This window comes from Aquimarina sp. ERC-38 (assembly GCF_026222555.1).
Taxonomy (GTDB): Bacteria; Bacteroidota; Bacteroidia; order Flavobacteriales; family Flavobacteriaceae; genus Aquimarina.
Map to the genome: position 1 here is coordinate 261827 of NZ_CP098511.1, position 24812 is coordinate 286638.

Here is a 24812-nt window from a genome sequence, read left to right on the forward strand (position 1 = left end):
ACCTGCCTTTAAATCTCAAATATGTTTGTGATTATAGCCAAACGTATTTAGAAATCGATATCTCCCGAATAATTAAATTAATATCCTAATGATATGGGTTAATAGCATTAGCTAAGGCTTGTTATTTTTACAATGAAGTGATTTAACCTTTTCTGATTGAAGTGAAAAAGAACATTTTGCAGCCAATTGAGAAAAGTTTAAACAACTTCAATAATCATTTAAATACTAAATAAAAACTTATGAATTATTTAAACCTAAACGAAGAACAAATATCAAGTGTTACCTTAGAACTAAATATCCTTCTTGCCGATTATAATTTATATTATCAAAAATTACGTGGTTATCATTGGAATATTTTGGGAAAAAGCTTTTTTGATCTTCATGAAAAGTTTGAAGAAATGTATGATGATGCCAAGTTAAAGGTTGATGAAATCGCAGAACGGGTACTTACTTTAGGACAACATCCGGTAAGTCAGTTCAGTGCCTACCTGGAAATGTCAAATTTAAAAGAAAAATCTCCTTTAGTTTCAGATAAAGAAATGGTTGAGGACTTAATTACCGATCATGGTAAAATACTGAACCAGATGCGTACAGTCATTGAAAAAGCAGATGCTGCCGGTGATGAAGGTACTATAGATTTGATTGGAGCTTATATTCGAGAATTAGAGAAGTTCAGCTGGATGCTTAATGCCTGGTATAAAAATACAAATGATACTTTAAAAACTTCTTCTATGGAGCAAGCTAAATCTTATTAAGACTAGGCTTCAATAAACACTATTTTTTATTATTTATTAAACAAAATACTTATGAAATATCTTAGCGTCGTATTTCTAGCGCTTTTTATTGTTTTTTCTACTTACGGACAAACATCTGAAAAGCCGGTGGATAAAGTAAGCACCTCAACCGTATATACCTTTAATTATAAAAAAGGTTCCTCTTCTATACCATATAAAATTACTACTTTTAAAAAGAAAGTGTCGCCCATTAAGTTAGAAAACGAAGATGAGAAGAAGGTAAATTATAATCAGGAAGATACTCCGGACTATGTGACTAAATTAGTACATGTAGACCACATGGTGGATGATACGCTAGACCAGTTCATCGTATTGAAATATATTGAAGAGAATGCAGATAGCTTTGAGGCTGAACCTACAGATAAAGGTTTTATTATGCTTGTGGATGGAAAGCAGGCAGAATATATTTTTGGAGAAGGTATTTTCTTTTCGGATAAAGAAAATAAGGATTTCTTTATAGTAAATGAATTTGCTTCTTTATAGTCTATAAAGAGTAACTATCAATAATTACTATTTTGTTTTATTTTAAATGGATAAGCCCGCTTGATTAAAGCGGGCTTATCGTTTATAGTTTGTCATCTGATAATTAGCAATTAGTAAGATCTCTTCTTTAAAATCTTACTAACTTTTTATTTAAAAATTCGTTTTATAATGTATAGAATACCGTATTTCTTTACAAATCCTAATACGGTATTTACCCATTGAGGGGGCATAACGCTTTCTTGCAAGTCATGCTTGGTATACTTTAATTCTTCGAGTGCTATCTGTCTTTGCAAATTAAGGGTTTTTAAGTCTTGATCGATATCCTTAAAGCTAGTGTAAATTCTTACCATAATTTTTATTAGTTATGCTCTTCTTCAAAGAAGTCCTTTGAAATAGTTTTAATAACTGCCCTGTCCATTGCACCTCGTAGTAAGTATCCAATAACACCTAATAAAAACAAGGTAAAAGCCGTGATTAAAAAAGCAAGTGGATAATTATCAAAGGTAACGGCTAGCCATAGCGTACCGGAAACTATCAGGAATATAAAACCTAATAAAAACAAACCCCCGATGACTACTGCCTTTAAACCTGTTGAAGCAGATTTGGCTAAAATTTTAAAAGTTTTAAGCTTATAATACGCTTTACTTACCTTTACGTAAGCATTACCATGGGCAATAGCATTCTCCGAAACTTCATGTAAAGAATCAAATACTCCCATTAGATTTCAGTAACTCCAGTGTTATTCTTCTGTAATTTTCGGTTTTTTGCCTTTAAATCACTAAGTTTTCTTTCTAGCGTAGTGATAAGTTCATCTGCCTTATAACTAGCATCTTGTACGATCGAATCAACCCTGGCATCTAAGGTTTGTTTTTTTGAAGCTACCGTGGTTGCCAATTGATCTCTTAAATGAGCAGCCTCATTTGCCAGTTGATCCTTACGTAATAAAGCTTCTTCATTTAAACGTCTTCTGGTATTAATTCCTTTATCCGGAGCATATAAAATTCCTAAAGCTGCGCCTATTGCCGTACCGGCTAGCAATCCTAAAAAGGTACTTCCGCTATCACTCATAATTTGATTACATTTTATTGATTAAACATATACAAATTACTAAAAAAAGGAAGCAGTTCATTAACTCAAACCATATTCATGTTGACGTAATTACCCCTTTAAAAGCATCAACATTATTTGTAAACGCGTTAATTAAGCAAGGTACGGATAGTTAATTTTAACCATTATGAGTACCACTATTACAACCTGCAATCCTTATGATGGAAAATCCCTGAACACCTATTCTTTATTTACGGATTTACAAATCGAGAAGGTGTTAGAAAATGCAAATAACACTTTTCATTTATGGAAAAAAGTATCTATTACAGAGAGAATACAATTCTTAGAAAAATTAGCTGTACAAGTAGAAGAAAAAAAACAAGAACTAGCCGAACTGATTACGCTTGAAATGGGAAAACCCATCACCGAATCTATTGCGGAAATCGAAAAGTGTGGGATATTAATTGCTTATTATAAAGATAATGCAGAGCAATTCCTTAGCGATGTATCCGTAGCATCAGATGCTAATGAAAGTTTTATCAGCTACGAACCTTTGGGTTGCATTCTGGCAGTGATGCCCTGGAATTATCCTTTCTGGCAGGTATTTCGTTTTGCTATTCCTACCATTACCGCTGGGAATACAGCTATTTTAAAACATGCAAATATTGTATCGGGTTGTGCTATTGCCATAGAAGATTTATTTAAAGAAGCAGGATATCCGGAGCATTGTTTTCAAACCGTTTTGGCTTCTCACGATCAGGTTGCTGATTTGATCAAAAGTCCGGTAGTAAGAGCCGTAAGTGTCACTGGTAGTGAAAAGGCAGGGAAGACAGTAGCTTCTCTAGCAGCCGAAAATTTGAAAAAGTCCGTCCTGGAACTGGGAGGAAATAATGCTTGTATCATCTGGGAAGACGCAGACCTGGACACTTATATGGATACCATAGTTAAGGCACGTATGCAAAATACCGGGCAAAGTTGTATTGCGGCCAAACGTTTTATTGTTGTGGAAGCTATCTACGATAAGTTTTTAAACTTATTTAAAGATAAAGTTAAACAATTTAATATCGGCAATCCTCAAGATGAAAACACAACGTTCGGAGTATTGGCAGATAAAAAATTTGCAGAAACTATAAAGGATCAGGTGCAAACTTCTATTGAAAAGGGAGCCGTAGTGATCATAGGTAACGAATATAAAGAGGCCTATTGTGCACCAACAATTATCACCGAAGTGCAACCAGGAATGCCCGTATTTGACGAAGAAGTATTTGGGCCTGTAGCAGCTATTTGTAAAGTGAAAAATCGAGAAGCTGCTTTACAATTAGCAACTACTTCCAGCTTCGGATTAGGTACCATGCTATTTACACAAGATATCGAAGCTGCTAAAAAAGTAATATCCGACATTCCGGATGGTTCGTTCTTTATCAACGAACTGGTAAAATCCGATCCTCGCTTACCCTTTGGCGGAACTAAAAATTCCGGTTTTGGGCGTGAGCTTTCAAAAGAAGGAATATTAGAATTTGTAAATCATAAAACCGTATACATTAATAAATAAAAATATCATGAAATTTGTAAAAGAAGAAGAAGAAAACAGAGAAGATTTTATCTTTCAGAAAAATAAGAAAACCATTTTTGGTACCAGCTTTACAATTGTGGTTCTGGTGTTATTAGTAATAGGAGTAGTGATCTCCGGGATGTTTTTTGAATGGTTTTAGGGATATAATCATTAGTGTCCGGTAAAGATTCAAGATTCGCCTGTAGACGGACAGGTTGCTATCACTTCTAGAACCAAGAATCAAAACTAATTATTATAGTATTGAAAATCAATATTATAAAATTATCGATATTGAAAAACAAATTACCTTTAAAAAGGTAAAATAGCATCCCCTAAATACTTTAAAGTTTGGAATTACCTTATTTTACTATGCTTTCTAAACTTTTATTTATTTTAACCGGACACTAATGAAATACAATTGCCTTTTAGACGACCTCATTCTCTTTTTAAATTTTTAAAACCGTAATTGATAAATAGTGCTCCTTAAACAGGGTTGATTTCTATTTGGGTTAAATGAAAATTAGAACAACTTAAAAATGATATTAGCACTTTTGATAGCTTCCTGCACTTCCTGATCTGTAAAATTTTCGTCTACAACACTATCTTTAAATTGTTGCCAGCGTTGTACATGTTGTTGCGGTTTACCCCCGTAAAATTTAGATTCTTTTTGTGACAGTTGATCACATTGTTTTAAGTGGCGGGCGATTAACATCCCTCCCATCATAGAACCCTCAATTACATAAAGTGCCCCAATGATAGAAGCTCTTGTAGCGGGAATCGTAAGGTCAATATCCGGAATTTCTGCTACGCTTTGTCCCAGTGATTCCAAATCATTTTTTAAGCGATCAGTTTTATTAAAAGAAAGAAGGTTTTGTACTTTTTCAGGTAGTTTTGATTTATGATTATCGGCAAACTTTTCAACGGCATAATATACTTGGTAGTTATGTGCTAATAACTTATGATATTGATTTTCAGTAATACTATGATCAATAATATGACGTGCCGGATTGTGTTCTTCTGCTTTTTCATGTGCAGCAGCGGTAGCCCTTTTTAAGTCATCCAGCATATTAGAAGAGAGATTAAATAAGAAATGTACTTTTTTACTTGTTGAAATTTAGCCAATAATTAATAATTTCAGGTAGTTTCTGCTTTAAATCTTTAAAATCTTTTGGCTTTTCAACGTAACTGTTTCCACCTAATTCATAGGTCTCACTAATTTCTTCAGGCCGATCCGATGAGCTTAACATAATTACAGGTATGTTTTTGACTTTCTTTTTATTCCTTAAATAATTTAATACTTCCAGCCCATTCATTTTAGGCAACTTGATATCCAGAAGAATACATTTAGGAGGATTTTCTACAAATTGGTTGGTTTCAAAAAACTTTACGGCAGATTCGCCATCTTCAATATATTTTACTTCGCAATTCGGAATTTCTTTATTAAAAACTCTATTCATCAAAACTATATCCGTACGACTGTCTTCAATAGAAAGTATGTAAGCGTTTTTCATTTATATTTTTCCTTTTAATTTAAACAAGAATAATCATGTTGATAAATCATGCTCATGTCAAGGACATCATTATTCTTACTATTGTTTAATTTATAAACTATGAAGTTGTTTAAACTTTCCTTAATTGGCTGCAAAATGTTCTTTTTCACTTACTTTTTATCATTTTTAAGTTCCATAGCTACGGCTATGCAACTGAAAAATGATTTCAATTAAGCAAAAAATACCTATTTTTCGCTTCAATCAGAAAAATTTAAACCACTTCTATAATAAAATTTGTCTAAAAGTATTGTTATCACTAATTATAAAAGTAATAGTCCACTGAATGATAGTAGCTTTCTTTTTAATAGCAGTTAAAAATATTTAAAATAATTGCAATAACCAACTATTGTAATTCTATTCATTTATTTTTTTCTTTTAGTTACCTGCCCATCATCTTTTACAGGAAAATACAGAAAAAATTGTGCGCCTTCTCCCTTAGTTGATTTTGCCAGGATAAAGCCTTCATGTGTATTCATGATCTTTTGACATATGGCTAGCCCTATTCCAGTACCGCTATATTCCGTTTTTTGATGCAATCGTTGAAACAGTAAGAAAATCTTTTCAGCGTATTCCTGTTTAAAACCAATTCCGTTGTCACTACAACTTATTTCCATATAGGACTTATACCTGCTTTTTATCGTTAAAGATTTTAATTTTGAAGCCGGAACCTTTTGAGATTTTATCAATATTTCAGGAGGTACTCCAGGTTTTGTATACTTCAATGCATTAGAAATAATATTAAAGAACAATTGCTTTACTAAAAACGGAATTCCAATAATTACCGGTAGATGTCCTACGACAATACTACTGTTTGTATTAGCTATTCGTTCGTCAAACTCATGTATAAGCTCCTTAATAACTACCCGTAAGTCCACTTTCTCAAAAACAACTTCGGTTTTACCGATCCTTGAATACGTAAGTAAATGCCGGATTAAGGATTGCATTCGGTCTGCAGAGTCTTCTATTTTTAATAAAAACGCCCTACTTTTTTCTGAAATATCACTTTGATCCATACTATTTACCCTGGAGATAAACATTCGGATTTTACGTAAGGGCTCCTGTAAATCATGACTCGCAATATGATTAAAGGAGTCCAGTTCTTCATTAGAACGTAACAATTGCTGATTCTTTTCTACCAGAATTTGTTCATCCAGTACAATTTGAGTAATATCTTTAAGTACCCCCAGCATCATTTGCCCGTCCAAAGTAGGCACAAAATTACCGGTAAGTGTGTAATGCTTTATATGAGAACCTTGGAATTTACTGATAAAGTTAAAAGAAGGAAGCTGATCGTCATACTTATGCGCTTGAATTAATTTTTTTAATTCATCCCGATCTGCCGTATTCATCAATCCGAAGATACCTTCTTCCAGAAGATGTTCGTTTTCCGGAGTTAAGTCAAATAAGTTTTTAATATTATTAGAAAAAATCCATTTTTTCTTAGTGATGTTCCATCTAAAACTTGCCGTTTTAGAGATCATCTCGGCATCTTTTAATATGGTATTTTGATAATCCAGCTGTCTGTTTAGTTCTCTTAGTTTCCTTTCGGACTCTTTTAAGGTAGTAATATCCCTTGCGGTAACCACAATCCCATTATCATACCGAATGGCGTTGCACTGTAACCAGATTTTTTTATCACAAAAACGCAGTTCCCTTTCAAAAGGAATTTCTAATCCTTCTTTCTCAAAACAAGAAACTAATATTTCAGAAATTCCATTTTCATAAATTACCGGAAAAACCTCAGATAAATTTTTACCCTGTATAGCCGCTAAGGGTTTTTTGATAATGGATTCTACGTTTTGGGTAATAAATTCCAATTTAAAATCTACCGGAAAAGTGGTATTTTTAGCCGGAATAAGAAAGAAGATAAAATTATCCGATTTACGAAGAATATCGTTTAAAAAACTTAAAGATTTCTGTTCCGAAGGAATGCTATTTGCAGGAAGTACTTTATTAAATTTTACCATAATCTATTCATAACCAATCATTTTATTCTTAAGATCATTTATTGTAAAACGCAAGAAAATTATCTGATATAGTTAAGTAATAACGATCGGAACCTCTTTTGAATCTTTAAAGATAAAAGACTAATTGTGTTCTGCAAAAAAAGACTTGATATTAGCACATTTTTACTGATATGTGGTAAAACTAAGTATCATTTGTGTAATAAGACACCTTTGTTTGTATACCTTTGTTTAAGTTTGATTATAATTAATATAAATCGCATTAGAGATAATTAAATAAGTAATAAAGTAATAATAAGCGAATGAAGTTATATCTTAAATACGATATACAGATAATATTTAAAAAGACACTTGAAGAACAATTGTCCAAACTCGATATCGATTATACGGTAAATGGTTTGGGAGAAATTGAATTTAAGCAGACGCTTAGCGCGGATGAGGTGAAGCAATTATCCACGCTTCTTTCTATTTACGGTATTGAAATTATCAATGATCATAAAAGCGAAATCATACAGCGTATTAAAGATGCTATTTCTGAAATGATCTTAGAATCAAATGCAGAAAAACAACTAAAAACATCTACTTATTTATCTGAAAAATTAGGATACTCGTATACGTATCTATCCAGTATTTTTTCTGAAGGAACGTATACTTCGATCGAGAATTTTGTAATTTTAAAAAGAATCGATCAGGCAAAACTCTTATTATTATCAGAAGATTTAACTCTAACTGAAGTTGCTTATCAGTTAAGTTATAGTAGCGTAGCACATTTGTCAACTCAATTTAAAAAAACTACCGGATTGACACCGACTGCTTTTCAACGTATTATAAAAGCGCGTAAAAGTGAAGTAAAATTTTAAACCGGAGTAGTTTAGGGGGAATTATATGAAATTAGATGTATTAAAAATAGTTTTAGTTGACGATGATGAAGATGATCGTTTACTTTTTCAAGATGCTATTGAAGAAGTAGATATTCAGACGCAGTTGTTGATGTTTAGTAATGGAGAAGAGTTTATGGATTATCTCTTACTAACCGGTCAACCTATGCCTCATCTGGTTTTTCTGGATTTAAATATGCCTATTAAGAATGGTATACAGTGCCTGGAAGAGATTAGAAACACCCCTAGATTAAAAGATCTGTCCGTAGCTATCTACTCAACCTCTTCTTCAGATACTGATGTAGAAAAGACTTTTATAAAAGGAGCGAATATCTATATTAATAAACCTAATGATTTTGCAAAACTTAAAAAAGCCATTGCAAAGGTTTTAAAATTAAACTGGCAGTACCACACTTCTAATCTCAACCGTGAGAATTTCCTTTTAAGTATATAATTTAGAAGTGCTTCATATAAAGATACGTAATAGCACTTATTTTCAAATTTCTTTTTCAAACTACATACGAATATTTGAAATATTCAATTCATAGTACACCACTACTTTATTAAAAAACAAAGGCTTTAGTTTACAATAGTACTGGTGTATTAAATTGACCCAACCATCTTATTTACAGTTATCTATCCTATTCTAAATCCTTTCTAAAGGAAAGGACTTTTAGCTACCTTTCCTTTGAGAAGAGCTGGGGATGGGATTAATTTATATGAATTAGAATCATCTACGCAATTTTAAACTAGAGCCAAGACAAACTCGAACACTTTACTTCTAAGGAAAAAAACATCAATCCGACTTTACTAGATGCATTATAAGATAGCTACTAATGTCCTCATGGTTTTACAAAAATGGCTTTACTAACCCATATACACTTTTAATAAGGTAGCTTTAGCTTTGCTTTGTACGGTAAAATTAGTGATGGTTGCAGGCATAAATAGTGTTTCTCCCTTTTTTAAAGTACTGATAGCATCACCCACCTTAAAAGTAACTTCAACATCACCTACATTCATATAGATAATAAAGGTATCCGTATTTGTAGCATCCTCAGCCATAGAACCATCTATTGCTAGAATATCTGTTTTAAAATAAGGCGTATGTACTAACTTTTCAGGAGTATTTAGAGTAGTATTATAAGAAACCGGTTGATTATCCGAACTATCAAAATCTATAGCATCCAGTGCCTGATCCAGGTGTAATTCTCTTTTTTGATTTGTTTTACTATCCACCCGATCATAATCGTAAATACGGTAGGTAATGTCAGAAGACTGCTGTATTTCAGCTAGAAGAATACCTGCTCCAATAGCATGTACCTTTCCGGCAGGAATGTAGTAGGTATCTCCCTTGTTAACTGGCGTATGGTTTAACAATGCTCCGATTTCTTCATTGGCTACCGCCTGTTGATAGGTTTCCTTAGTGACACTTTCTTTCAACCCCATGACTAAGTTGGCTTCAGCATCAGCGTTCATGATATACCACATTTCATTTTTACCAAAGGAATTATGGCGTTTTCGGGCCAGGTCATCATCAGGATGCACCTGTACGGATAGCGGTAGATTGGCATCTATAAATTTAATCAGTAACGGAAAATCACTTTTATAAGTTTCATATACACGTTTACCTACTAAGGCTTCTTTATAATCCTCAATTAATGTCCTTAGCGAAGCACCTTTAAGTTCCCCGTTTTTTACCGTAGAAACATCTCCTTCTACGTTTGATATTTCCCAACTCTCCCCTATTTGAGATTGATCCGTATTTTTATGTAAAATATCTTTCAATTGATCACCACCCCAAATGCGATATTTAAAAATGGGCTCAAACTGTAAAGGATACAACGTCTTCATTTATTTTTTTTCCAAAGTTCTTTTAATTATTTGTAAAGTATGATCTGTAATGAATTTTAATTAAATAAAGTTAAAAACACCTTTTATGCCCGATATAGTTCAAAAAATATCCAAAATAGCTAGTATTTCCCTATAAAGTCACCTATATTGATGCTTCGTCACAGATAACTCACTAATAATAAAAGAAATGCAGTCAGCACCCTGTCAAAACGGAAACTTTGCAATCTTGCCCAATAGCAATTATGCTATTAAGAAAAATGACATTTGCAGAGAAAAAACGATTTCTTCAATTGTACTCCAACGTATATTCGAAGCAGCCCGAAGAGCTCCCAGTGATCAAAATCAACAACCCTGGCATTATTTATATGCCCGTCAAAACCATACCTCGTATAACTTGCTTTTTTCTTGTATAAACGATGAAGACAAAGATTGGGCTATTCAGGCTCCGGTACTGATGTTATCATGTTATAAAACATACGATCGTTTTGGAAATACAAATATATTTGCAAAACAGGATTTACATAGAAGTATGGCATGTATGCAAGCTCAGGCAGAAGAATTAGGTTTGTCTCTATATCTTATTGATAGCCCAATGCTTCCCAATACCGAAAAGATTTTTAACCTTCCGGAATATATACGGGCAGGTGGTATTATGGCTTTAGGTTATAAAACAGAAGCACATCAGGCTACACGTACGGAGACAAATCGAATTAAATCTCCATCTAATAGAATCGTTAGGAGATTTACACACCAATTTGTACATCAAAATTTTTGGTAAGTCTTATATCGTTCAATATATAAAGCGATTTATTTTAAATAATAATTCTTGTCCACTAGGAAGTTCGGTTATCTAATCTTGATGATTATACATGTTGAATGACTGCAAAACTTTGTATAATCCACTTATATTTCATGTAGACAGTAGTTGTCCTAACTATTGGTGAAAATAAAAAGCACTTTACTTCCGCTTAAAAAACTACTACCCCGGATTGTATTTCTGAAAATAACTAATAATTCTTTTACTAACTAATCCGTGAAGAATAATACTTATAAAAATAGTCCAGATCGTGATATGCTGAATGGCACCACTAGACTCAAAAGATGTTTCTAAAAGTGCATAACTTAAATAGAAAATAGATCCAATCCCCCTAATACCAAAAAAAGAAATAGCCATTTTCTTCTTAAAGGTATAACCTGACTTTATAATAGAAAGAAACCCCGCAACCGGCCGAATCAGCAAAACAAAAGTCACTGCAATTAAAATATGAATCCAGGTACCTTCCGGAAAAACATGTAAAGCCATATAGGCACCAAATAACAATATCCATATGACTACCAGGAACTTTTCTGTTTCTTCTACAAAAAGCACCATGGCATTTTCCGGATGATCATCTTTACTTTTATCCACATGATACTGTGCAAACAGACCAGTAAAAAAAACCGCGATAAATCCGTATCCCTGACAAATTTCAGTAAATCCATAAGAAAAAAGGGTTAGAGATATTCCTACAAATCCATTTAGTATGGTATTCTTAACTGGTTTATCAAAAAAAGAAATCGTCCAACTATACGCATAACCAATCGCAGCACCTAAGAGTACACCCGCCACTATTTTATAAGCCAGATAAAAACTAAACCATTCCGTACTATCAAAGGATGTCCCGGATTGATCCGCTTTTGACATTAAAATTGCCATAAAAACAAAGGGGAACGCCAGTCCGTCATTGATACCTGCCTCTCCAGTTAATACATAACGCAATCCCGTATTTTTTTTATCCAAATTAGTTTGATCCTCTAATTGTAACTCAGAGGCTAATACCGGATCTGTAGGGGTAAGCACCGCCGCCAGTAATAATGCACTAGCCAGAGGCCAATACATAATATATACCCCTATACCAATAATAGCCAACATACAAACAGGCATAGCCACACCTACCAGGGCTAACGGATTACGCCATTCTTTCCAACTATATTTAAGACCAATTTTTAATCCGGCACTCATTAGGCTAATGATTACAATAATCTCAGAAAATTTTTCTACAAATTTTAAAGAGATATTTGAGACCGTGTCTTCTACCGTAGGTACGAGATATATAATGATCATACCTATTACTAAAAGAGGGATGGTGTAACTTATTTGCAGACGTTGACATAATATAGGTAAATAAGCCATTAATAAAGTCGAGAACCCCAATAAGGTAACCCAGAGATAAATTTCCATATATAATCATTATATGTATAAGGATAAAATTAGAAGTAATCAGAAGCTTCTACTATCGTGATACCATAAAAATTAGGTTGTTTTAAGATTGGAATAAAAAAATAGAGGTTTCCAAAAGAAATATAGTAGTTACAGGAATAAAGCAATCAGCAGTAAAACAACTTTTATTCTCAAAAATGACACTATAATGATTTTACAAGCTGTAAATTTTTGTTAAAGATATATACTCATTTAATTAAACAAAACAATAGTTAAAAAGTTAAAAAATTGATTATCAACTATTTAACTTTAACTCATATGAGCATAATTATAATTATATAACACTTTTGAGAAATTATGTAATACCAAATGAGGTATGGAGATGCATCTTTGTAAAACAAATTAGTAGTAGAAATGTTACCAAAACAAAATGCAAGAGTAGGAAAAAGTTTTAAAGCTCCTGCTTCCGGATTGAAAAGATTGTCATCACAGATAAATAAATTCAGTAGAAATCATATGACAATTTTACAATTACCATTTGTAACCGTAATGAATAAAAACAGCTATCAGAAATAAAAATAAAACAAACACTTACTTTATGGAAACGATATTGGACATTAAGACAGACGCAACGATTATTTTTGAAGAACTTCAATCTCAATTAAACGGTTCTTTAACAAATACACATGGTGAGTACAATCTAGGCATTCAGACTGACGGTGTTGAAGGGACTGTAAGAGGTATGCGTGTAAATACGAATAAAGTATTTTTAGAATTTGATATCAAGGCGGATAAAGATGTTACTATTAGTTTAGCTTCGCTTTCTTTAAATCCGTTGCATTTCTTATACTGTCATCATAATCAATTGATACAGACGTATGAAAATAGCCATGAAAAACATTTAATTGAAGAATTTCAAACAGCTATTGTTTTTGACAAAAATAAAAGAACACAATTATTTTTTAAAGAAGGCACACATACTAAAGTAACGATTATCTCCGTATGTATGCATGAAGGAGAAAAAGAGATATCAAACCTAACCAGGAATATACATCATCTTTTTGAAAAGAAATTGATTAACAATTCATTCAACTACGTAGGTTCTTATAACTTAAAAATTATTGATCAAATCTCAAGAATAAATGATATTAAAGAACAAGGAATTGTACGTAAACTATTAATTGAAGGTACCGTACAATTGATTTTGGCTATGGAAATCCAACATCACCAGAATGATATTGATACCATGCACGATCAGGTAGGCTCCTTAACTAAGAGAGATTTAAAAATTATACAGGGACTAGGTCAGCAAATTAAGGATAAGCCTGAGGTATTATATACTATTAAAGATTTAACCCTACAATCCGGTATTTCTGCCGCTAAATTACAGGAAGGTTTTAAACATTTATTTGGTCGAACAGTTACTGACTTTATTAAAAATGTAAGAATTGATGTAGCGGTAGACCTAATTAAGACAACAGATTTAACCATCTCTGAGATCGTATATACCATAGGATTTACTAGTAGAAGTTATTTCTCTAAAATATTTAAAGAAAGATACAATTGCAGTCCGAGAGCTTACCAGGTAAGCCAACGATTTAAAGCAATTAGCGCATAAAAGTTTTTTTTGAGTAGAGTTTGTAAGTTTGTGTGAGGAAGCTGCAGAGAATGAATTTCATTTTCTGCAGTTTTTTTTGTATAGCTAAATAAATATTAAATGACATGGAAGATTCATATTATTTCATGTTAATTTAGCTATATATCCCATTCATAAAAAATATGATGTAACTGATAAAAATCTTTATCCCATTTTGTCCAAACACGCAGGTTCGAGAATTTTTCCACACCATTTATATTCAGTAACCAATCCGTAAAATTACTAACTCAAATTACACATAATTCAATAATTAACGTTTTATATTAAATAATTTTATAATATTAATTATATTATAGTTAAAAAATTGAATATAATACATCAATCAATTATCTTTACCTTATAATTATTAAAATAAAAATTATCATGGAAAATAGAGATTATAACCAAGATCAAAGTCAAAATTTACAAGGTTCGGAAAATCAACAATACGCTGCCGATAATCCGCAGTACCGTTCTGAATATCAAAATGTATCTGCACAGGAACAATTAGGAGGCAATAGCAATACCGGAACCCAGGAATACGGTCAGGAAATCTCTTCGGAGAATAGACAGGGAGTTTCTACCTCAAGCTATAACAATGAAAATAACGTACCGCAAGAAGATAGTTTTTCTTCTTATGATAACGAAATTGAAGAAGAAGAGTAGTACACTACTGGATTTTCAATAGAATAGAAAAGGCTTTTTGTAAAGTAAGTCGAGATATATTTTAAACAACTGACAAAGTTAGTTTGTTCAAAATAATATCAGGCACAAATACTTTGTAAAGAGCCTCTTTTTTTATTGCATTTTTAGGTTCATACTATAATTATATTGTAATATTACTCTTTAAATTATTGTAGAAAAAGAAAGGGTTTCGACCACTTCTATATATATCTTTTATGAAAGTAAAGAGACATAACCTAAAGTTTATTCCGGATTCCAGCAGGGTTGTTGCCCGCTTCTTTAACAATGGAGATCAAAGAGTATTAAAACTTCTTCAGAACCTTAATACCTTATCTGATCAAAAGGTTTTAAACGAACTGAATCATATATTTATGGAGTTTGCCGGGCGCCATCGTAATATTTCCCGAATTTTTATGACACATGCCAGCAGTCTGGCACCTATATTCGAACACCATAAAGTAGATTTTCAAGGTTTATCAGAAGAAAGAAAGCTACTGCTAGGTGCCTATGCCACGATGGAGTATTCTATCGAATCTGCAGCACTGTTTAACCCTTCTATCATAGAAGATTTTGACCAGTCCTTTTTACAAAACGGCGAGAAAAGAGTGATCATATCGCTAAGAGCTACCGGAGAAGGGCATTTGTCTTCCATTGTATTTAGAAGGGGCGTTCTAGACCAACATAATAACCTTAAATTATCAAAAACTCGTAACCATATTGATCTACCTAAAATTGTACAAAAGCAATCGTATAATAAAGAACGTTTTGTACAGAAGTTGGTAGAAATGGAAGTGCCGGAAAAGTTTGTATATGATATTACTAATCGACTTTCAGATCGTTTTGAGTACCATGACTTGAAAAAAGTAATTAAGGAAATCGTAACCAAAGAACCCGTAAGTTATAATAAGAAGATTGCCCTCGAAGAAATTACCTGGTTAGTAGATTCTTACTACGATATTAATTTTAGTATGGATTCTGATATTTCAGAACGTGTTATTTTTCCTGTTTCCCCTTCGGAAAGTCAGGGAATTGAAGATGCGCGGTTTGTTAAGTTTCAGGAAGATGATGGCAGTACTACCATTTATGGGTTATACACCGCCTATGATGGTCATACAATTTTACCTAAACTAATTTCTACCAATGATTTTCAAACCTTTAGGGTAATGCCTTTACATGGTACGGGAGCACAAAATAAAAACTTTGCCATATTCCCTAGAAAAATTAACGGTAAATACGCTATGCTAGCTCGAATAGACGGAGTTAATAATTACCTGATGTATTCGGATCGTATCACACTATGGAACGACCCAATTAAAATACAGGAACCACAATATCCCTGGGAATTTACACAAGTAGGTAATTGCGGATCTCCGATTTATACCGAAGAAGGCTGGTTAATTATCACTCATGGAGTAGGTCCGATGAGACGCTACTGTATCGGAGCAGCCCTTTTTGACCTGAACGATCCTACTAAAGAAATCGGAAGGTTAAAAAGCCCTTTACTTGCTCCCCTGGAAAATGAAAGAGAAGGGTATGTACCTAATGTAGTATACTCCTGTGGAGCGATTATTCATAACGAAGAACTGGTTTTACCCTACGCTGTATCGGATTACAGTTCTTCTTATGCAACCGTAAATATCCGGGCGGTCCTTAATCAGATTAAATCAGACGGAATCAACCAGGATTTTACGGTTCCAGTTTAAGAAAATAAGCAGTCGGGTTTGCTATACGGCAACCCCAGACTGCTTTGTCTTTAAATTTATTAAATTTTGTGCGATGGGAGTGGTAGCTTTACTCTTTTTGTCCATACTTCTTACCGCATTACTTGCCAGGTGATAACATACCGTAGATTCTGCTCCTTGGTTTAAGTTTACATATTTGGTTTCCAAACCATCGTAACAACCGCCGGTATTTTGATCGTAAACTGCCTGATTCAATCGGTTTTTACCTAGAAACCATTCAAAACTTTTTCGACAGCTCTTGTCATACCCTTTATCCGGACAAATGTCATTAAACTTTGCCAATGCCATTGTGGTGTAAGATGCATCAATAGGTTGCTCCCCTCCTTCTTCTCTGTGCTCGATATTTCCTTTATCAAACCACGATCTGTTGCTAATTAATTCCATATATCCATTTTTACTTGTGTGTTTTACTAAAAAGCGGATTGCTTTTTCCGCCACTTCAATCATTGCATTATTATTTAGATAATCTCCGGCTAATAAAAGTGCTTCCGGTAGGATTGCATTCCCATAAGTAATAGAAGGCTCAAACCAGTCCCAGTCTTTCTCTGAGTTTGCCCGGTATTGTCCGATTAGAATATCCGCATAATAGGTAACTTTATTTTTAATAAGTAGTTGTAATTCTTTGTTATTGATCGCGATACTATGTAAAAGCCCCTTAATAGTAAAAGCAATACTCCGGGGTGAAACTGCCTCACTATGACTAATAAAAGACTGAATGATTAATAATACCTTTGATACATAAGGTTGAAAGATATCTGGTAAGGATTCGTGGTGTTTTATAAACGATCCTAAAGCCCAAATAGCCCGTCCGTTACTATCTTCCAGGCTGTCTTCGTTATTTTGATCTGTAAATTGCTCCGTATAATCTACGTAATTCAGGAAGCTTTTTGTTTCCGGCTGGTAGCAAAATAACATGACTTCCAGATATAACTTTAAAGCGTGTAAAATCTGAATATCCCGGGTTTCTTCATAATACTCCAGTGCAAAAATAAGTGCTCTGGCATTATCATCTAAGGTATATCCGGAATCTATATCAGGCGAACTAAATTTTGAAAATTGTAACATCCCAAAATCCGTAGTCAGTTTTAAAATATGATTGATATTAGTCTCCGGAATGCTAAAGGATAGTTCCTTATCTTTCAAAAAATGGTTAAACAACAACACATGATTGATTGCTGAATTCTCCCAGGTATTAAAAGAAGATATATGCAGTGCATTTAAGGACATCGTATGCAAATGTGTAGGGTTATCAAAGTATTCCAACACTAGTTCGGAAAGACCTTTACTATCTCCAAAATCAAATAATTGACCTACATCATCCCTTAACACTTCCGTGGCATGAGGTATAGGGGTCGAAATGATCGGACATCCGCAACTTACCGCATAAGAAAAAGTCCCACTCACAGCCTGATTCGGATCTTTTGAAGTAAATAAATAGATATCCGTTAACTGTAGATAATCCAGTAATTCGTTAATCTCTAAAAATTTATTGACAAACCGGACATGTTCGGTTATTTGAAGTTCTTCTACTATACCTTCCAGGTAGTCCCGGTATTTCTCACCTTCTTCGGCTACGAGGCTAGGATGTGTTTTTCCTAATACTAAAAACAATACGTCTTTGTGCTTTTCAATGATGGAAGGCAACGCATGTAGTGTAGTTTCTATACTCTTCCCAGGTCCTAACAACCCAAAGGTAGAAACTACTTTACGACCTTCTGCATTGTATTTTTTCTTAAGGGCATCCGTATTTTTTGGTACTACTTTATGAGTCCCGTGTGGGATCACACTGATTTTTTCTTTTTCTAACTGATAGTCCTGGATTAGAATTTCTTCGGATTTCTCCGTCATTACAATGATTTGTTCCACATACTGATTGATAGAACGTACTTTTTGATACATCATATCGTCCGGACGTGGTAGTACCGTATGAAAAACAGTTAGTACCGGAACCGAAACCTGTTCTAAAAACTGAAAAAAACCAGGTTCATTCTTATAAAAAAGACCGAATTCATGCTGAATGATGCATAGATCTATATCCCCCGTATTCACGTAGCAGATACAATCCTGATAACTTTGATCAGAACCAGGATCTAGTACCTGTTTTACCATAGCAATCTCCGCGTAGCGTTCTTTATTGCTATCTATGGCAATCATATGATAATTTACATCCGCTTGATGCTTAGCCTGCAAAGCAGTAATCAGATCATCCGTATAGGTAGCAATTCCACATTCTCTGGGTGGATAAGAGGATAATACCGCAATATTGATGGTTTTTTTAGAAGTAGAAGTTAGTAATTGATCTAACGTCTGTGTAGTGGAAAGTGTGTTATCTGATCTGGTGATTCGCATAAATAACTGGACTAAAATTAGAATCATAAAGTTCATCAACATTAGCCATTTATCTGTGCTTTATAAGATTACCATTGTGCTATATTACAGTGGAAGCATGATAAAAAAACCTAAAAACATACCACAATACCTCTTTACCTTCACTATTGTTAGAATTTATCGTAATAACGTTATTCTATTCACTTTTCCTTAAGAGAATTAGAGAAGTAACAAATTCCCGGGGTTATACTTAAAAATTATGCTTTGTATCATAAGTATCCAGGTAAAATAGGTAATAGCTTATAAAGCACAGTAAAACAGAGTGATTCCAAACTTTAGCGTGTTTAGAAAATGCTTTTATAAAAGTAATTTTTTTTGACATTAATAATTATTATAATATTAATTTTCAATATTATAATAATTAGTCTTGAGTCTTGAGTCTAGAAGCGATAGCGATCTTGAATCCTTACCGGACACTAATGAATTAGCATTTTCCTTAGTTAAGGAATCGACCATCAGCGGTCATTTCTACATCTTTGTTTTTCCCTTTTTGTTTAAATTCAATATTGTAAAAAACACCTTTCTGATAGTGGTCTACTTTTTCGATTTCAGTAATCTCCTCGTCACTATATAATTCTTCGATCTTTTTCTGGACTACCTTTGGCAATTCTTTCTTTTTTATACTTTGTTCGGTTTCGATCCAGGTTCCGTCCGGTTTGAAATCAGCCCGTAGTTTAATTCCGTTTATTTTAAAATGAGATTCGTAATTACCATGAGCATCTACTTCCCAATCTGGATCGTTCTCTCCCGGGTATTTCCCTTCAAAAGCTACCTGCACCGCTTCCGGCACCTTTTCCTGAGCTAGAGAACAGGATATGATAAGAAAAACACTTAATCCGAATAGTAATTTTTTAATGATTTTCATATGATTTTTTCTTTATTTACATCAATTGTTAATGAAACCTAGTTAATTAATAACCTCTAGCACATTCTGGAAAAAAGCGTCAATTCGAGTGTTTTTTCGTAATGAAATGAAGAAAAAATGTATCGAGAATAGCTTTTTTGACTAAAATCCTAATCATCTTGAGCCTGTTCGAAAGACTTCATAGTTCTGCTGAACTGGTTGAAGTACACTTCTTCCTTTGGTCGAAATACTACCATTGACAGATTTTATAATTATTATTCAAATGCATCACAGGTCAATTTATAATATTTCAAATTGAAATTAAGTAGGCAAAGGAATATATTCATCCTCTCCGGGAACCATCGTAAAATCTTTAGCCTTCCATTTTTCTTTTGCCTGTTCAATACGTTCTTTAGAACTTGAAACAAAATTCCAAAAAATAAAGCGTTCTTCTTCAAAAGGTTCACCCCCGAATAACAAAAGTTTTGTACTTGCACCAACGGTCATTACGCAAGCATCATTATATTTGGAAACTAATATATTTCCTTTTTCAATACGTTCTCCACAGGCTTCAATATAACCTTCTACAATACAAACCCCCACCTCTCCTGATACTTGTTTATTAATATCAAGTAAAGCCTGATTTTTTGATATGATTTCAATCATAAAAAGATAAGAGAAAACCGGAACAGAAGAGGTACAACCAAATCCTTTACCTGCCACTAATTTATAGGAAAGCTCACCTTCGGTCCAGGTAGGTAAATCGGCTCCCGGGGTAAAAGAAAACTGCGCTGCCATTTCTTCTTTATCCCTGGGTAGTGCCACCCATATCTGAAAACCATGTAAATGATGTGTACTCCCATCTCTCAAATCAGATGGGGTTCTCTCTGTATGTACCACTCCGTTCCCTGCGGTCATCCAACCTACATCTCCGGCATTAATACGCTGTACTGCTCCCGTACTATCCCGGTGCATAATAGCTCCTTCTAACAAATATGTCAAGGTAGACAATCCGATATGAGGGTGTTCACCTACATCCAGGTAGTTGCCGGGTTTAATGGTAGCCGGGCCCATATGGTCAATAAATATAAACGGACCTACCATTCGTTTTTTTCTAAAAGGCAATAATCGACCTACCAGAAAATCTCCGATATCCCTACTTCGTTCTTCTATAATCAATCCGATATTAGACATATACAAATCTTTACAAACGAATATATTGTATAAGAGAAGAACTCCATTTTTAAATTTTGTAAATTTTTGTGAAAATCTATAAAACCTAAACTATCATTAGGAGTCAATAATATATGAGTGCACGACAAATTTCCGATTTTGCTGATAACTTAATTTTTTCAGGAACAAAAACTTAATAAAATCAAGCAATTTTAGAAATTGAAAAATTATAAAAATCTCTATTTACGGAAATTTGTCGTACACCCGGGGTCTTTTAACTTTGTAAAATGGCGATCTTTTATATATAGGTACATTTTACTTCTAAATTATCTTATCCATCGTAGTATTGCTTTCCAAAAATTAAAGGAAAGCCCGAATCGTAGCGTAACTTTTGACGGGTTATTCGTGCTACCTGCGTTGAATGAGACAGTAACAAATTGAGTTACCAGCAACTATTAAGACCCCGAAGGTTTTAGAAACCTTTGGGGTCTTAAGTGTACGACAAATTATAAAGCGCTTTTTTCTTTCACATACAAAAATGCTTCTTTGCACGTAGGGAAAACAAGTTGGGCTCCTGCTTCTTTCAACTGTTCCTGATTATATTGAGTTAAAATTCCTATCGGGTACATCCCGGCACTTTTAGCTGCTTTTAAGCCTACCAGGCTATCTTCAAAAATCCAGCATGCTGCAAAATCTTCGGACTTCATCTTCAGTGCGTTTGCTAAAGTTTTATAGGCTTCCGGGTCGGGTTTCGGTTTTTTATAATCTTCAAACCCAAAATATACAGGAAAATCCAAAGATAAACCCACTACACTTTTCTTTAAAAATTGCCGGGTGGCATTACTGGCAATCCCATATGGAATGTTTTGTGAAGTTGCCCATTTTTGTAAAGCTACTACTCCGGGCAATAAGTCCGGAAGTTCTTTATTCGTAACAATATGCTCATCTTTTAAATCATACAGGGCTTCCGCACTCTCCGTCTGACCTGCTTCCGTAGCAAAATGTTCTGCTATTTGCATCGGAGACTTTCCTGTTAAGAATTCAGGAAAGTCTCCAATGGATTTATTAAATAATGAGTGATATGCAGATTTCCAGGCATTATAGTGTACGGATTTACTATCCACCACTACTCCGTCAAAATCAAACAGTAACGCTTTCGGTTTTACGAACATCTTTATTTTTATTTACCAAGGCCGCAAGATAAGGATTCAAAAACTTATCTGTAGGATCCATTTCCTGCCTTAGCTTTTTAAAATCTTCCCATTTCGGATATATCTTGTTTAGTTCTTTATCCTTTGCTACAAAACGTTTACCCCAGTGAGGTCGTCCTCCGTACTTTAAAAAGATCCGTTCTACGGTTTTAAAAGCTTCATAAGTATCTGCTGTTTCGGCATTTCTAGATACACATCCCATAGTTACCGTATCCTGCCCGTATGCATAACTTAACCAGGAATTATCTTTATATATAAACCGAACGTCCATAGGAATATGTACAAAAGCATCGTTACTCCAGTCATTCAATTCTTTTTTTAATTCCTGGAATAACTGTGGAAACTTATCCAGGGCAACCGTCCATTCTGCTAACTCTAATGTAGAACCTCTGGATTTGGTTACTGTTGCCTGATACAAGGAACCTTTATGTTCTTTTTGAGAACTAAAGAAAATCCTATGTAAAATCTTATTAGCAATTCCTGTAATCCACGGAAATTTATGTGAATATTTATATAATATTTTAGATACTTTTCTACGGTGTTTTAAATATGCCGGTCCATTATTTACGACAACCTCCTTATCCTTATGAATCTTATCTCCGGTAATTACATAGCCGTAACCAGTATGGGGCAACCATAGAATTCTAAGAAAGTCATGCTTCTTTAAGTTTTCCGTAATATTAGGCAACCACTCCTTATCTTTTTGAGGTCCTTCTTTAACGTGTAGAATATACTCTGCTTCACATTGAAATGTAACTTCAGACACCACTCCTAATAAACCTAAAGATACTCGTAAAGCATCCATCAATTCATCCCCATCATTTACAATACGAATGGTTCCGTCTGCTAATACCAATCGGCATTCGTGAACATACTCTGCCAGGATATATCCGCTGGTACCATGCGTTCCGGTAGCAAGCGCACCTCCAATAGTAATTGTATTAATATCAGGAAGACAAGGGATGCACCACTCCAGTTTTTCTATTTCTTCTAATAAGGTACTCAAACGCATACCAGATTGTACGGTAATCTGCTTTTTTTCCTTATCAATATCAACAATCTGATCGTAAGAACGTATATCAATTAAGGTATCTACCCCCGCACTAATATCTGCCGAAGATTGCTTATTACCAAAGATTCGGATGTTATCTGCTTTTGCAACAATGCTACTTAGTTCTTCTTCAGTACGAACCTCATACAAATTTTTATAAGGATGCTTTACATTTTCATTCCAACTTTTCCATATTTTTTGAGCTTCCATAGTCTAGTAATTTTACTACGAAGTTGTTGATTTTTTATGGATTTGAAGCCGTCCTAACAAACAAAATTTTACCGCAATCCATGTAGATCGTACACGAATAGCAAATACCCAATATTTAGCTGAAACACTAATAGAATCGTAAAATTTAAATTCATTTGTTGCTAACTATTAAACTGATAAAAACTTCACCTTTAAAAATAAATTAACATTTTCAAATAGAATTCTTAAAATTTTTAAGAATTGTATACATTACATTACTAAAATTATCTAATGAGCACTTAAAAAACGTAGGTACTTTGTACTTTACCTTTCTAAAGTTTAAAGAAATGAGAAGTATTTTATGGTTAGTTGCCGTTATTGCTATTGTCGTGTGGTTGTTAGGTTTATTAGGTATTGTACCCGGGTTAGGAACCAGTAGCCTAATTCATTTATTACTGGTAATTGCAATCATTGTGATACTGTATAACATCATTACTGGTCGCAAACCCTTATAAAAAGGTTTCCCGACCGGATCATTTTTAAATCACTTTTAAGTTTGCCGGAAAGGCTATGATTTTAATTCACCGCCGGGCAATAACAAGGATATCTTTTAGGCCTACAGGCAAAGTTTAACCCTACGGTAATCTGATGAAATCCACCGTTGTTAAAAACAATAGGATTAGACTGATACGAGTAGGTATAGGCAAACATTAAATTCTTATAATTAACTCCTACAAAAGGTGTAAGATATTTCAAATTTTGATTTCTGATCTCAGAACCTTGTACGAATTCTAAAGCATCCAGACTGGTTCGATATGAAAAACCACCCCAAACCTTACCAAAACTCACATCGTAATATCCTTTTAGGTTAAAGTCGGCAAAACTTTGTTGTGTTCCAAAGCGATATGAATACAGCACAGAAGGTTCTAAAGACCAAGCCCTGCCAGCACGACTGAAGGTATAACCTGTAGATACTAATAAATTTCTAAGGTTACTCGTTACCTGCATATCACTATTTACCCCGGCATTTTCTAAAACATTCTTTAATGTAACATGAGTATAAAAGTTATATAATTGATAGGACATTCCTATATCCATATTAAACTCCGTATTGTTTAAGCGATCATCCAAAATTGCCAAATCAGTAGGATCATTGAATAAACTTTGATCAATACTATATTGTATGGCTCCGGCACTTAATCCAAAAGAAAGCATATTTAAGTCCAATTCATCCCTGGAGAACATTAGATGATGGGCGTAAGTTACATATCCTCCGGTTTGCTGGGTAAAACCATTTTCATCAGTAAAAAAATTGGCTCCTATACCTGATCTGCTTCCTACTTTCTGATTATAAGCAGCGGTAAATAACCCAGGGGTATCACCGTTACTTCCTACCCAATTCCTACGTCCGGTAACTCTAACTTGGGCACAATTTGCTGCACCTGCCATAGAAGGATGTATCAGGTAATAATTATCAGTTAGGTAATCGGAATATATAGGTAAGCCTTCCTGAGCCGATATTCTTTGCATCAAAAGTGCAAAAACCAATATCCAAAAATGCTTTATCAAAATATA

Annotated in this window: 26 protein-coding genes; 12 read left to right on the top strand and 14 right to left on the bottom strand. The window is 33.9% G+C overall.

Features of this window, described 5'->3' with window-relative positions; translation table 11 throughout:
- The first annotated feature begins 239 nt into the window (after positions 1-239).
- A complete protein-coding gene (locus NBT05_RS01220; RefSeq protein ID WP_265771600.1) occupies positions 240-755 on the top strand; it encodes a Dps family protein in 516 nt (171 codons plus the stop codon).
- A gap of 51 nt (positions 756-806) precedes the next feature.
- Positions 807-1277 (top strand): hypothetical protein, encoded by a 471-nt coding sequence (locus tag NBT05_RS01225; protein ID WP_265771601.1) that lies wholly within the window; start codon positions 807-809, stop codon positions 1275-1277.
- A gap of 146 nt (positions 1278-1423) precedes the next feature.
- Here NBT05_RS01225 and NBT05_RS01230 read toward each other — a convergent pair whose 3' ends face one another.
- The 3 genes from NBT05_RS01230 to NBT05_RS01240 are packed head-to-tail and all read right to left on the bottom strand — an operon-like array spanning position 1424 to position 2345.
- Positions 1424-1627 carry a DUF6327 family protein gene (locus NBT05_RS01230; protein WP_265771602.1) on the bottom strand — a complete coding sequence of 68 codons (204 nt, stop codon included), beginning with the start codon at positions 1625-1627 and terminating at the stop codon, positions 1424-1426.
- 8 nt (positions 1628-1635) lie between these two features.
- The gene (locus tag NBT05_RS01235; protein ID WP_265771603.1) at positions 1636-1995 is read right to left on the bottom strand and encodes a hypothetical protein; all 360 of its coding nucleotides are present in this window, start codon (positions 1993-1995) and stop codon (positions 1636-1638) included.
- Complete coding sequence (locus NBT05_RS01240) at positions 1995-2345, bottom strand: YtxH domain-containing protein (protein ID WP_265771604.1); 351 nt, start codon at positions 2343-2345, stop codon at positions 1995-1997. The genes NBT05_RS01235 and NBT05_RS01240 overlap by 1 nt, the downstream gene beginning before the upstream one ends.
- A gap of 166 nt (positions 2346-2511) precedes the next feature.
- Here NBT05_RS01240 and NBT05_RS01245 point away from each other — a divergent pair, with 166 nt between their 5' ends.
- Together NBT05_RS01245 and NBT05_RS01250 are read left to right on the top strand one after the other, a co-directional pair.
- Entirely contained in the window at positions 2512-3876 is a 1365-nt protein-coding gene (locus NBT05_RS01245) for an NAD-dependent succinate-semialdehyde dehydrogenase (protein ID WP_265771605.1), read from the top strand.
- Positions 3877-3883: 7 nt separating this feature from the next.
- Entirely contained in the window at positions 3884-4036 is a 153-nt protein-coding gene (locus tag NBT05_RS01250; protein WP_265771606.1) for a hypothetical protein, read from the top strand.
- Between the two features lie 360 nt (positions 4037-4396).
- Here NBT05_RS01250 and NBT05_RS01255 read toward each other — a convergent pair whose 3' ends face one another.
- The 3 genes from NBT05_RS01255 to NBT05_RS01265 form a co-directional block, all read right to left on the bottom strand.
- Positions 4397-4942, bottom strand: a complete 546-nt coding sequence (locus NBT05_RS01255; protein ID WP_265771607.1) for a biliverdin-producing heme oxygenase — start codon at positions 4940-4942, stop codon at positions 4397-4399.
- Positions 4943-4976: 34 nt separating this feature from the next.
- On the bottom strand, positions 4977-5387 hold the full coding sequence (locus NBT05_RS01260) for a response regulator (RefSeq protein WP_265771608.1): 411 nt from the start codon (positions 5385-5387) through the stop codon (positions 4977-4979).
- Between the two features lie 401 nt (positions 5388-5788).
- Positions 5789-7393 carry a sensor histidine kinase gene (locus NBT05_RS01265; RefSeq protein WP_265771609.1) on the bottom strand — a complete coding sequence of 535 codons (1605 nt, stop codon included), beginning with the start codon at positions 7391-7393 and terminating at the stop codon, positions 5789-5791.
- Between the two features lie 299 nt (positions 7394-7692).
- Between NBT05_RS01265 and NBT05_RS01270 the strand changes: the two genes are divergently transcribed.
- Together NBT05_RS01270 and NBT05_RS01275 are read left to right on the top strand one after the other, a co-directional pair.
- Complete coding sequence (locus NBT05_RS01270) at positions 7693-8250, top strand: helix-turn-helix domain-containing protein (RefSeq protein WP_265771610.1); 558 nt, start codon at positions 7693-7695, stop codon at positions 8248-8250.
- A gap of 25 nt (positions 8251-8275) precedes the next feature.
- Positions 8276-8722, top strand: coding sequence for a response regulator (locus NBT05_RS01275; protein WP_265771611.1), 447 nt, complete (start codon positions 8276-8278; stop codon positions 8720-8722).
- Positions 8723-9135: 413 nt separating this feature from the next.
- On the opposite strand, the gene NBT05_RS01280 is transcribed toward NBT05_RS01275, so the two are convergent.
- Entirely contained in the window at positions 9136-10119 is a 984-nt protein-coding gene (locus NBT05_RS01280; protein WP_265771612.1) for a type I phosphomannose isomerase catalytic subunit, read from the bottom strand.
- A 187-nt stretch (positions 10120-10306) separates the two neighbouring features.
- On the opposite strand from NBT05_RS01280, the gene NBT05_RS01285 reads away from it, so the two are divergent.
- Positions 10307-10897 (top strand): nitroreductase family protein, encoded by a 591-nt coding sequence (locus NBT05_RS01285; protein WP_265771613.1) that lies wholly within the window; start codon positions 10307-10309, stop codon positions 10895-10897.
- A 201-nt stretch (positions 10898-11098) separates the two neighbouring features.
- On the opposite strand, the gene NBT05_RS01290 is transcribed toward NBT05_RS01285, so the two are convergent.
- Positions 11099-12340 (bottom strand): cation:proton antiporter, encoded by a 1242-nt coding sequence (locus tag NBT05_RS01290; protein ID WP_265771614.1) that lies wholly within the window; start codon positions 12338-12340, stop codon positions 11099-11101.
- A gap of 393 nt (positions 12341-12733) precedes the next feature.
- On the opposite strand from NBT05_RS01290, the gene NBT05_RS01295 reads away from it, so the two are divergent.
- The 4 genes from NBT05_RS01295 (at position 12734) to NBT05_RS01310 (ending at position 16342) form a co-directional block, all read left to right on the top strand.
- On the top strand, positions 12734-12895 hold the full coding sequence (locus NBT05_RS01295) for a hypothetical protein (RefSeq protein WP_265771615.1): 162 nt from the start codon (positions 12734-12736) through the stop codon (positions 12893-12895).
- A gap of 22 nt (positions 12896-12917) precedes the next feature.
- On the top strand, positions 12918-13937 hold the full coding sequence (locus tag NBT05_RS01300) for a helix-turn-helix transcriptional regulator (protein ID WP_265771616.1): 1020 nt from the start codon (positions 12918-12920) through the stop codon (positions 13935-13937).
- 402 nt (positions 13938-14339) lie between these two features.
- Positions 14340-14621, top strand: a complete 282-nt coding sequence (locus NBT05_RS01305; protein ID WP_265771617.1) for a hypothetical protein — start codon at positions 14340-14342, stop codon at positions 14619-14621.
- A gap of 233 nt (positions 14622-14854) precedes the next feature.
- Positions 14855-16342 (top strand): glycoside hydrolase family 130 protein, encoded by a 1488-nt coding sequence (locus tag NBT05_RS01310; RefSeq protein WP_265771618.1) that lies wholly within the window; start codon positions 14855-14857, stop codon positions 16340-16342.
- Between the two features lie 21 nt (positions 16343-16363).
- Here NBT05_RS01310 and NBT05_RS01315 read toward each other — a convergent pair whose 3' ends face one another.
- The 5 genes from NBT05_RS01315 to NBT05_RS01335 all read right to left on the bottom strand — a co-directional run bounded on the left by NBT05_RS01315 (position 16364) and on the right by NBT05_RS01335 (position 23258).
- Positions 16364-18757 (bottom strand): glycosyltransferase, encoded by a 2394-nt coding sequence (locus NBT05_RS01315; RefSeq protein WP_265771619.1) that lies wholly within the window; start codon positions 18755-18757, stop codon positions 16364-16366.
- Between the two features lie 448 nt (positions 18758-19205).
- On the bottom strand, positions 19206-19634 hold the full coding sequence (locus tag NBT05_RS01320) for a PepSY-like domain-containing protein (protein WP_265771620.1): 429 nt from the start codon (positions 19632-19634) through the stop codon (positions 19206-19208).
- 300 nt (positions 19635-19934) lie between these two features.
- Positions 19935-20807 carry a pirin family protein gene (locus NBT05_RS01325; protein WP_265771621.1) on the bottom strand — a complete coding sequence of 291 codons (873 nt, stop codon included), beginning with the start codon at positions 20805-20807 and terminating at the stop codon, positions 19935-19937.
- A gap of 485 nt (positions 20808-21292) precedes the next feature.
- Positions 21293-21958, bottom strand: a complete 666-nt coding sequence (locus tag NBT05_RS01330; protein WP_265771622.1) for an HAD family hydrolase — start codon at positions 21956-21958, stop codon at positions 21293-21295.
- Complete coding sequence (locus tag NBT05_RS01335; protein WP_265771623.1) at positions 21927-23258, bottom strand: D-arabinono-1,4-lactone oxidase; 1332 nt, start codon at positions 23256-23258, stop codon at positions 21927-21929. The genes NBT05_RS01330 and NBT05_RS01335 overlap by 32 nt, the downstream gene beginning before the upstream one ends.
- Positions 23259-23584: 326 nt before the next feature.
- On the opposite strand from NBT05_RS01335, the gene NBT05_RS01340 reads away from it, so the two are divergent.
- Complete coding sequence (locus NBT05_RS01340) at positions 23585-23752, top strand: lmo0937 family membrane protein (protein ID WP_265771624.1); 168 nt, start codon at positions 23585-23587, stop codon at positions 23750-23752.
- Positions 23753-23813: 61 nt separating this feature from the next.
- Here the strand turns inward: NBT05_RS01340 and NBT05_RS01345 are convergent, their stop codons facing one another.
- Complete coding sequence (locus NBT05_RS01345) at positions 23814-24806, bottom strand: type IX secretion system membrane protein PorP/SprF (protein ID WP_265771625.1); 993 nt, start codon at positions 24804-24806, stop codon at positions 23814-23816.
- Positions 24807-24812 lie beyond the last annotated feature (6 nt).

Excerpts from the sequence above, each read along its gene's own strand:
- NBT05_RS01285 (WP_265771613.1), top strand. The coding sequence starts at position 10,307 with ATGCAGTCAGCACCCTGTCAAAACGGAAACTTTGCAATCTTGCCCAAT.
- NBT05_RS01245 (WP_265771605.1), top strand. The coding sequence starts at position 2,512 with ATGAGTACCACTATTACAACCTGCAATCCTTATGATGGAAAATCCCTG.
- NBT05_RS01305 (WP_265771617.1), top strand. The coding sequence starts at position 14,340 with ATGGAAAATAGAGATTATAACCAAGATCAAAGTCAAAATTTACAAGGT.
- NBT05_RS01260 (WP_265771608.1), bottom strand. The coding sequence starts at position 5,387 with ATGAAAAACGCTTACATACTTTCTATTGAAGACAGTCGTACGGATATA.
- NBT05_RS01325 (WP_265771621.1), bottom strand. The coding sequence starts at position 20,807 with ATGTCTAATATCGGATTGATTATAGAAGAACGAAGTAGGGATATCGGA.
- NBT05_RS01255 (WP_265771607.1), bottom strand. The coding sequence starts at position 4,942 with ATGCTGGATGACTTAAAAAGGGCTACCGCTGCTGCACATGAAAAAGCA.
- NBT05_RS01300 (WP_265771616.1), top strand. The coding sequence starts at position 12,918 with ATGGAAACGATATTGGACATTAAGACAGACGCAACGATTATTTTTGAA.
- NBT05_RS01340 (WP_265771624.1), top strand. The coding sequence starts at position 23,585 with ATGAGAAGTATTTTATGGTTAGTTGCCGTTATTGCTATTGTCGTGTGG.
- NBT05_RS01265 (WP_265771609.1), bottom strand. The coding sequence starts at position 7,393 with ATGGTAAAATTTAATAAAGTACTTCCTGCAAATAGCATTCCTTCGGAA.
- NBT05_RS01280 (WP_265771612.1), bottom strand. The coding sequence starts at position 10,119 with ATGAAGACGTTGTATCCTTTACAGTTTGAGCCCATTTTTAAATATCGC.
- NBT05_RS01235 (WP_265771603.1), bottom strand. The coding sequence starts at position 1,995 with ATGGGAGTATTTGATTCTTTACATGAAGTTTCGGAGAATGCTATTGCC.
- NBT05_RS01330 (WP_265771622.1), bottom strand. The coding sequence starts at position 21,958 with ATGTTCGTAAAACCGAAAGCGTTACTGTTTGATTTTGACGGAGTAGTG.
- NBT05_RS01270 (WP_265771610.1), top strand. The coding sequence starts at position 7,693 with ATGAAGTTATATCTTAAATACGATATACAGATAATATTTAAAAAGACA.
- NBT05_RS01275 (WP_265771611.1), top strand. The coding sequence starts at position 8,276 with ATGAAATTAGATGTATTAAAAATAGTTTTAGTTGACGATGATGAAGAT.
- NBT05_RS01240 (WP_265771604.1), bottom strand. The coding sequence starts at position 2,345 with ATGAGTGATAGCGGAAGTACCTTTTTAGGATTGCTAGCCGGTACGGCA.
- NBT05_RS01250 (WP_265771606.1), top strand. The coding sequence starts at position 3,884 with ATGAAATTTGTAAAAGAAGAAGAAGAAAACAGAGAAGATTTTATCTTT.
- NBT05_RS01310 (WP_265771618.1), top strand. The coding sequence starts at position 14,855 with ATGAAAGTAAAGAGACATAACCTAAAGTTTATTCCGGATTCCAGCAGG.
- NBT05_RS01220 (WP_265771600.1), top strand. The coding sequence starts at position 240 with ATGAATTATTTAAACCTAAACGAAGAACAAATATCAAGTGTTACCTTA.
- NBT05_RS01290 (WP_265771614.1), bottom strand. The coding sequence starts at position 12,340 with ATGGAAATTTATCTCTGGGTTACCTTATTGGGGTTCTCGACTTTATTA.
- NBT05_RS01315 (WP_265771619.1), bottom strand. The coding sequence starts at position 18,757 with ATGATTCTAATTTTAGTCCAGTTATTTATGCGAATCACCAGATCAGAT.
- NBT05_RS01230 (WP_265771602.1), bottom strand. The coding sequence starts at position 1,627 with ATGGTAAGAATTTACACTAGCTTTAAGGATATCGATCAAGACTTAAAA.
- NBT05_RS01320 (WP_265771620.1), bottom strand. The coding sequence starts at position 19,634 with ATGAAAATCATTAAAAAATTACTATTCGGATTAAGTGTTTTTCTTATC.
- NBT05_RS01335 (WP_265771623.1), bottom strand. The coding sequence starts at position 23,258 with ATGGAAGCTCAAAAAATATGGAAAAGTTGGAATGAAAATGTAAAGCAT.
- NBT05_RS01295 (WP_265771615.1), top strand. The coding sequence starts at position 12,734 with ATGTTACCAAAACAAAATGCAAGAGTAGGAAAAAGTTTTAAAGCTCCT.
- NBT05_RS01225 (WP_265771601.1), top strand. The coding sequence starts at position 807 with ATGAAATATCTTAGCGTCGTATTTCTAGCGCTTTTTATTGTTTTTTCT.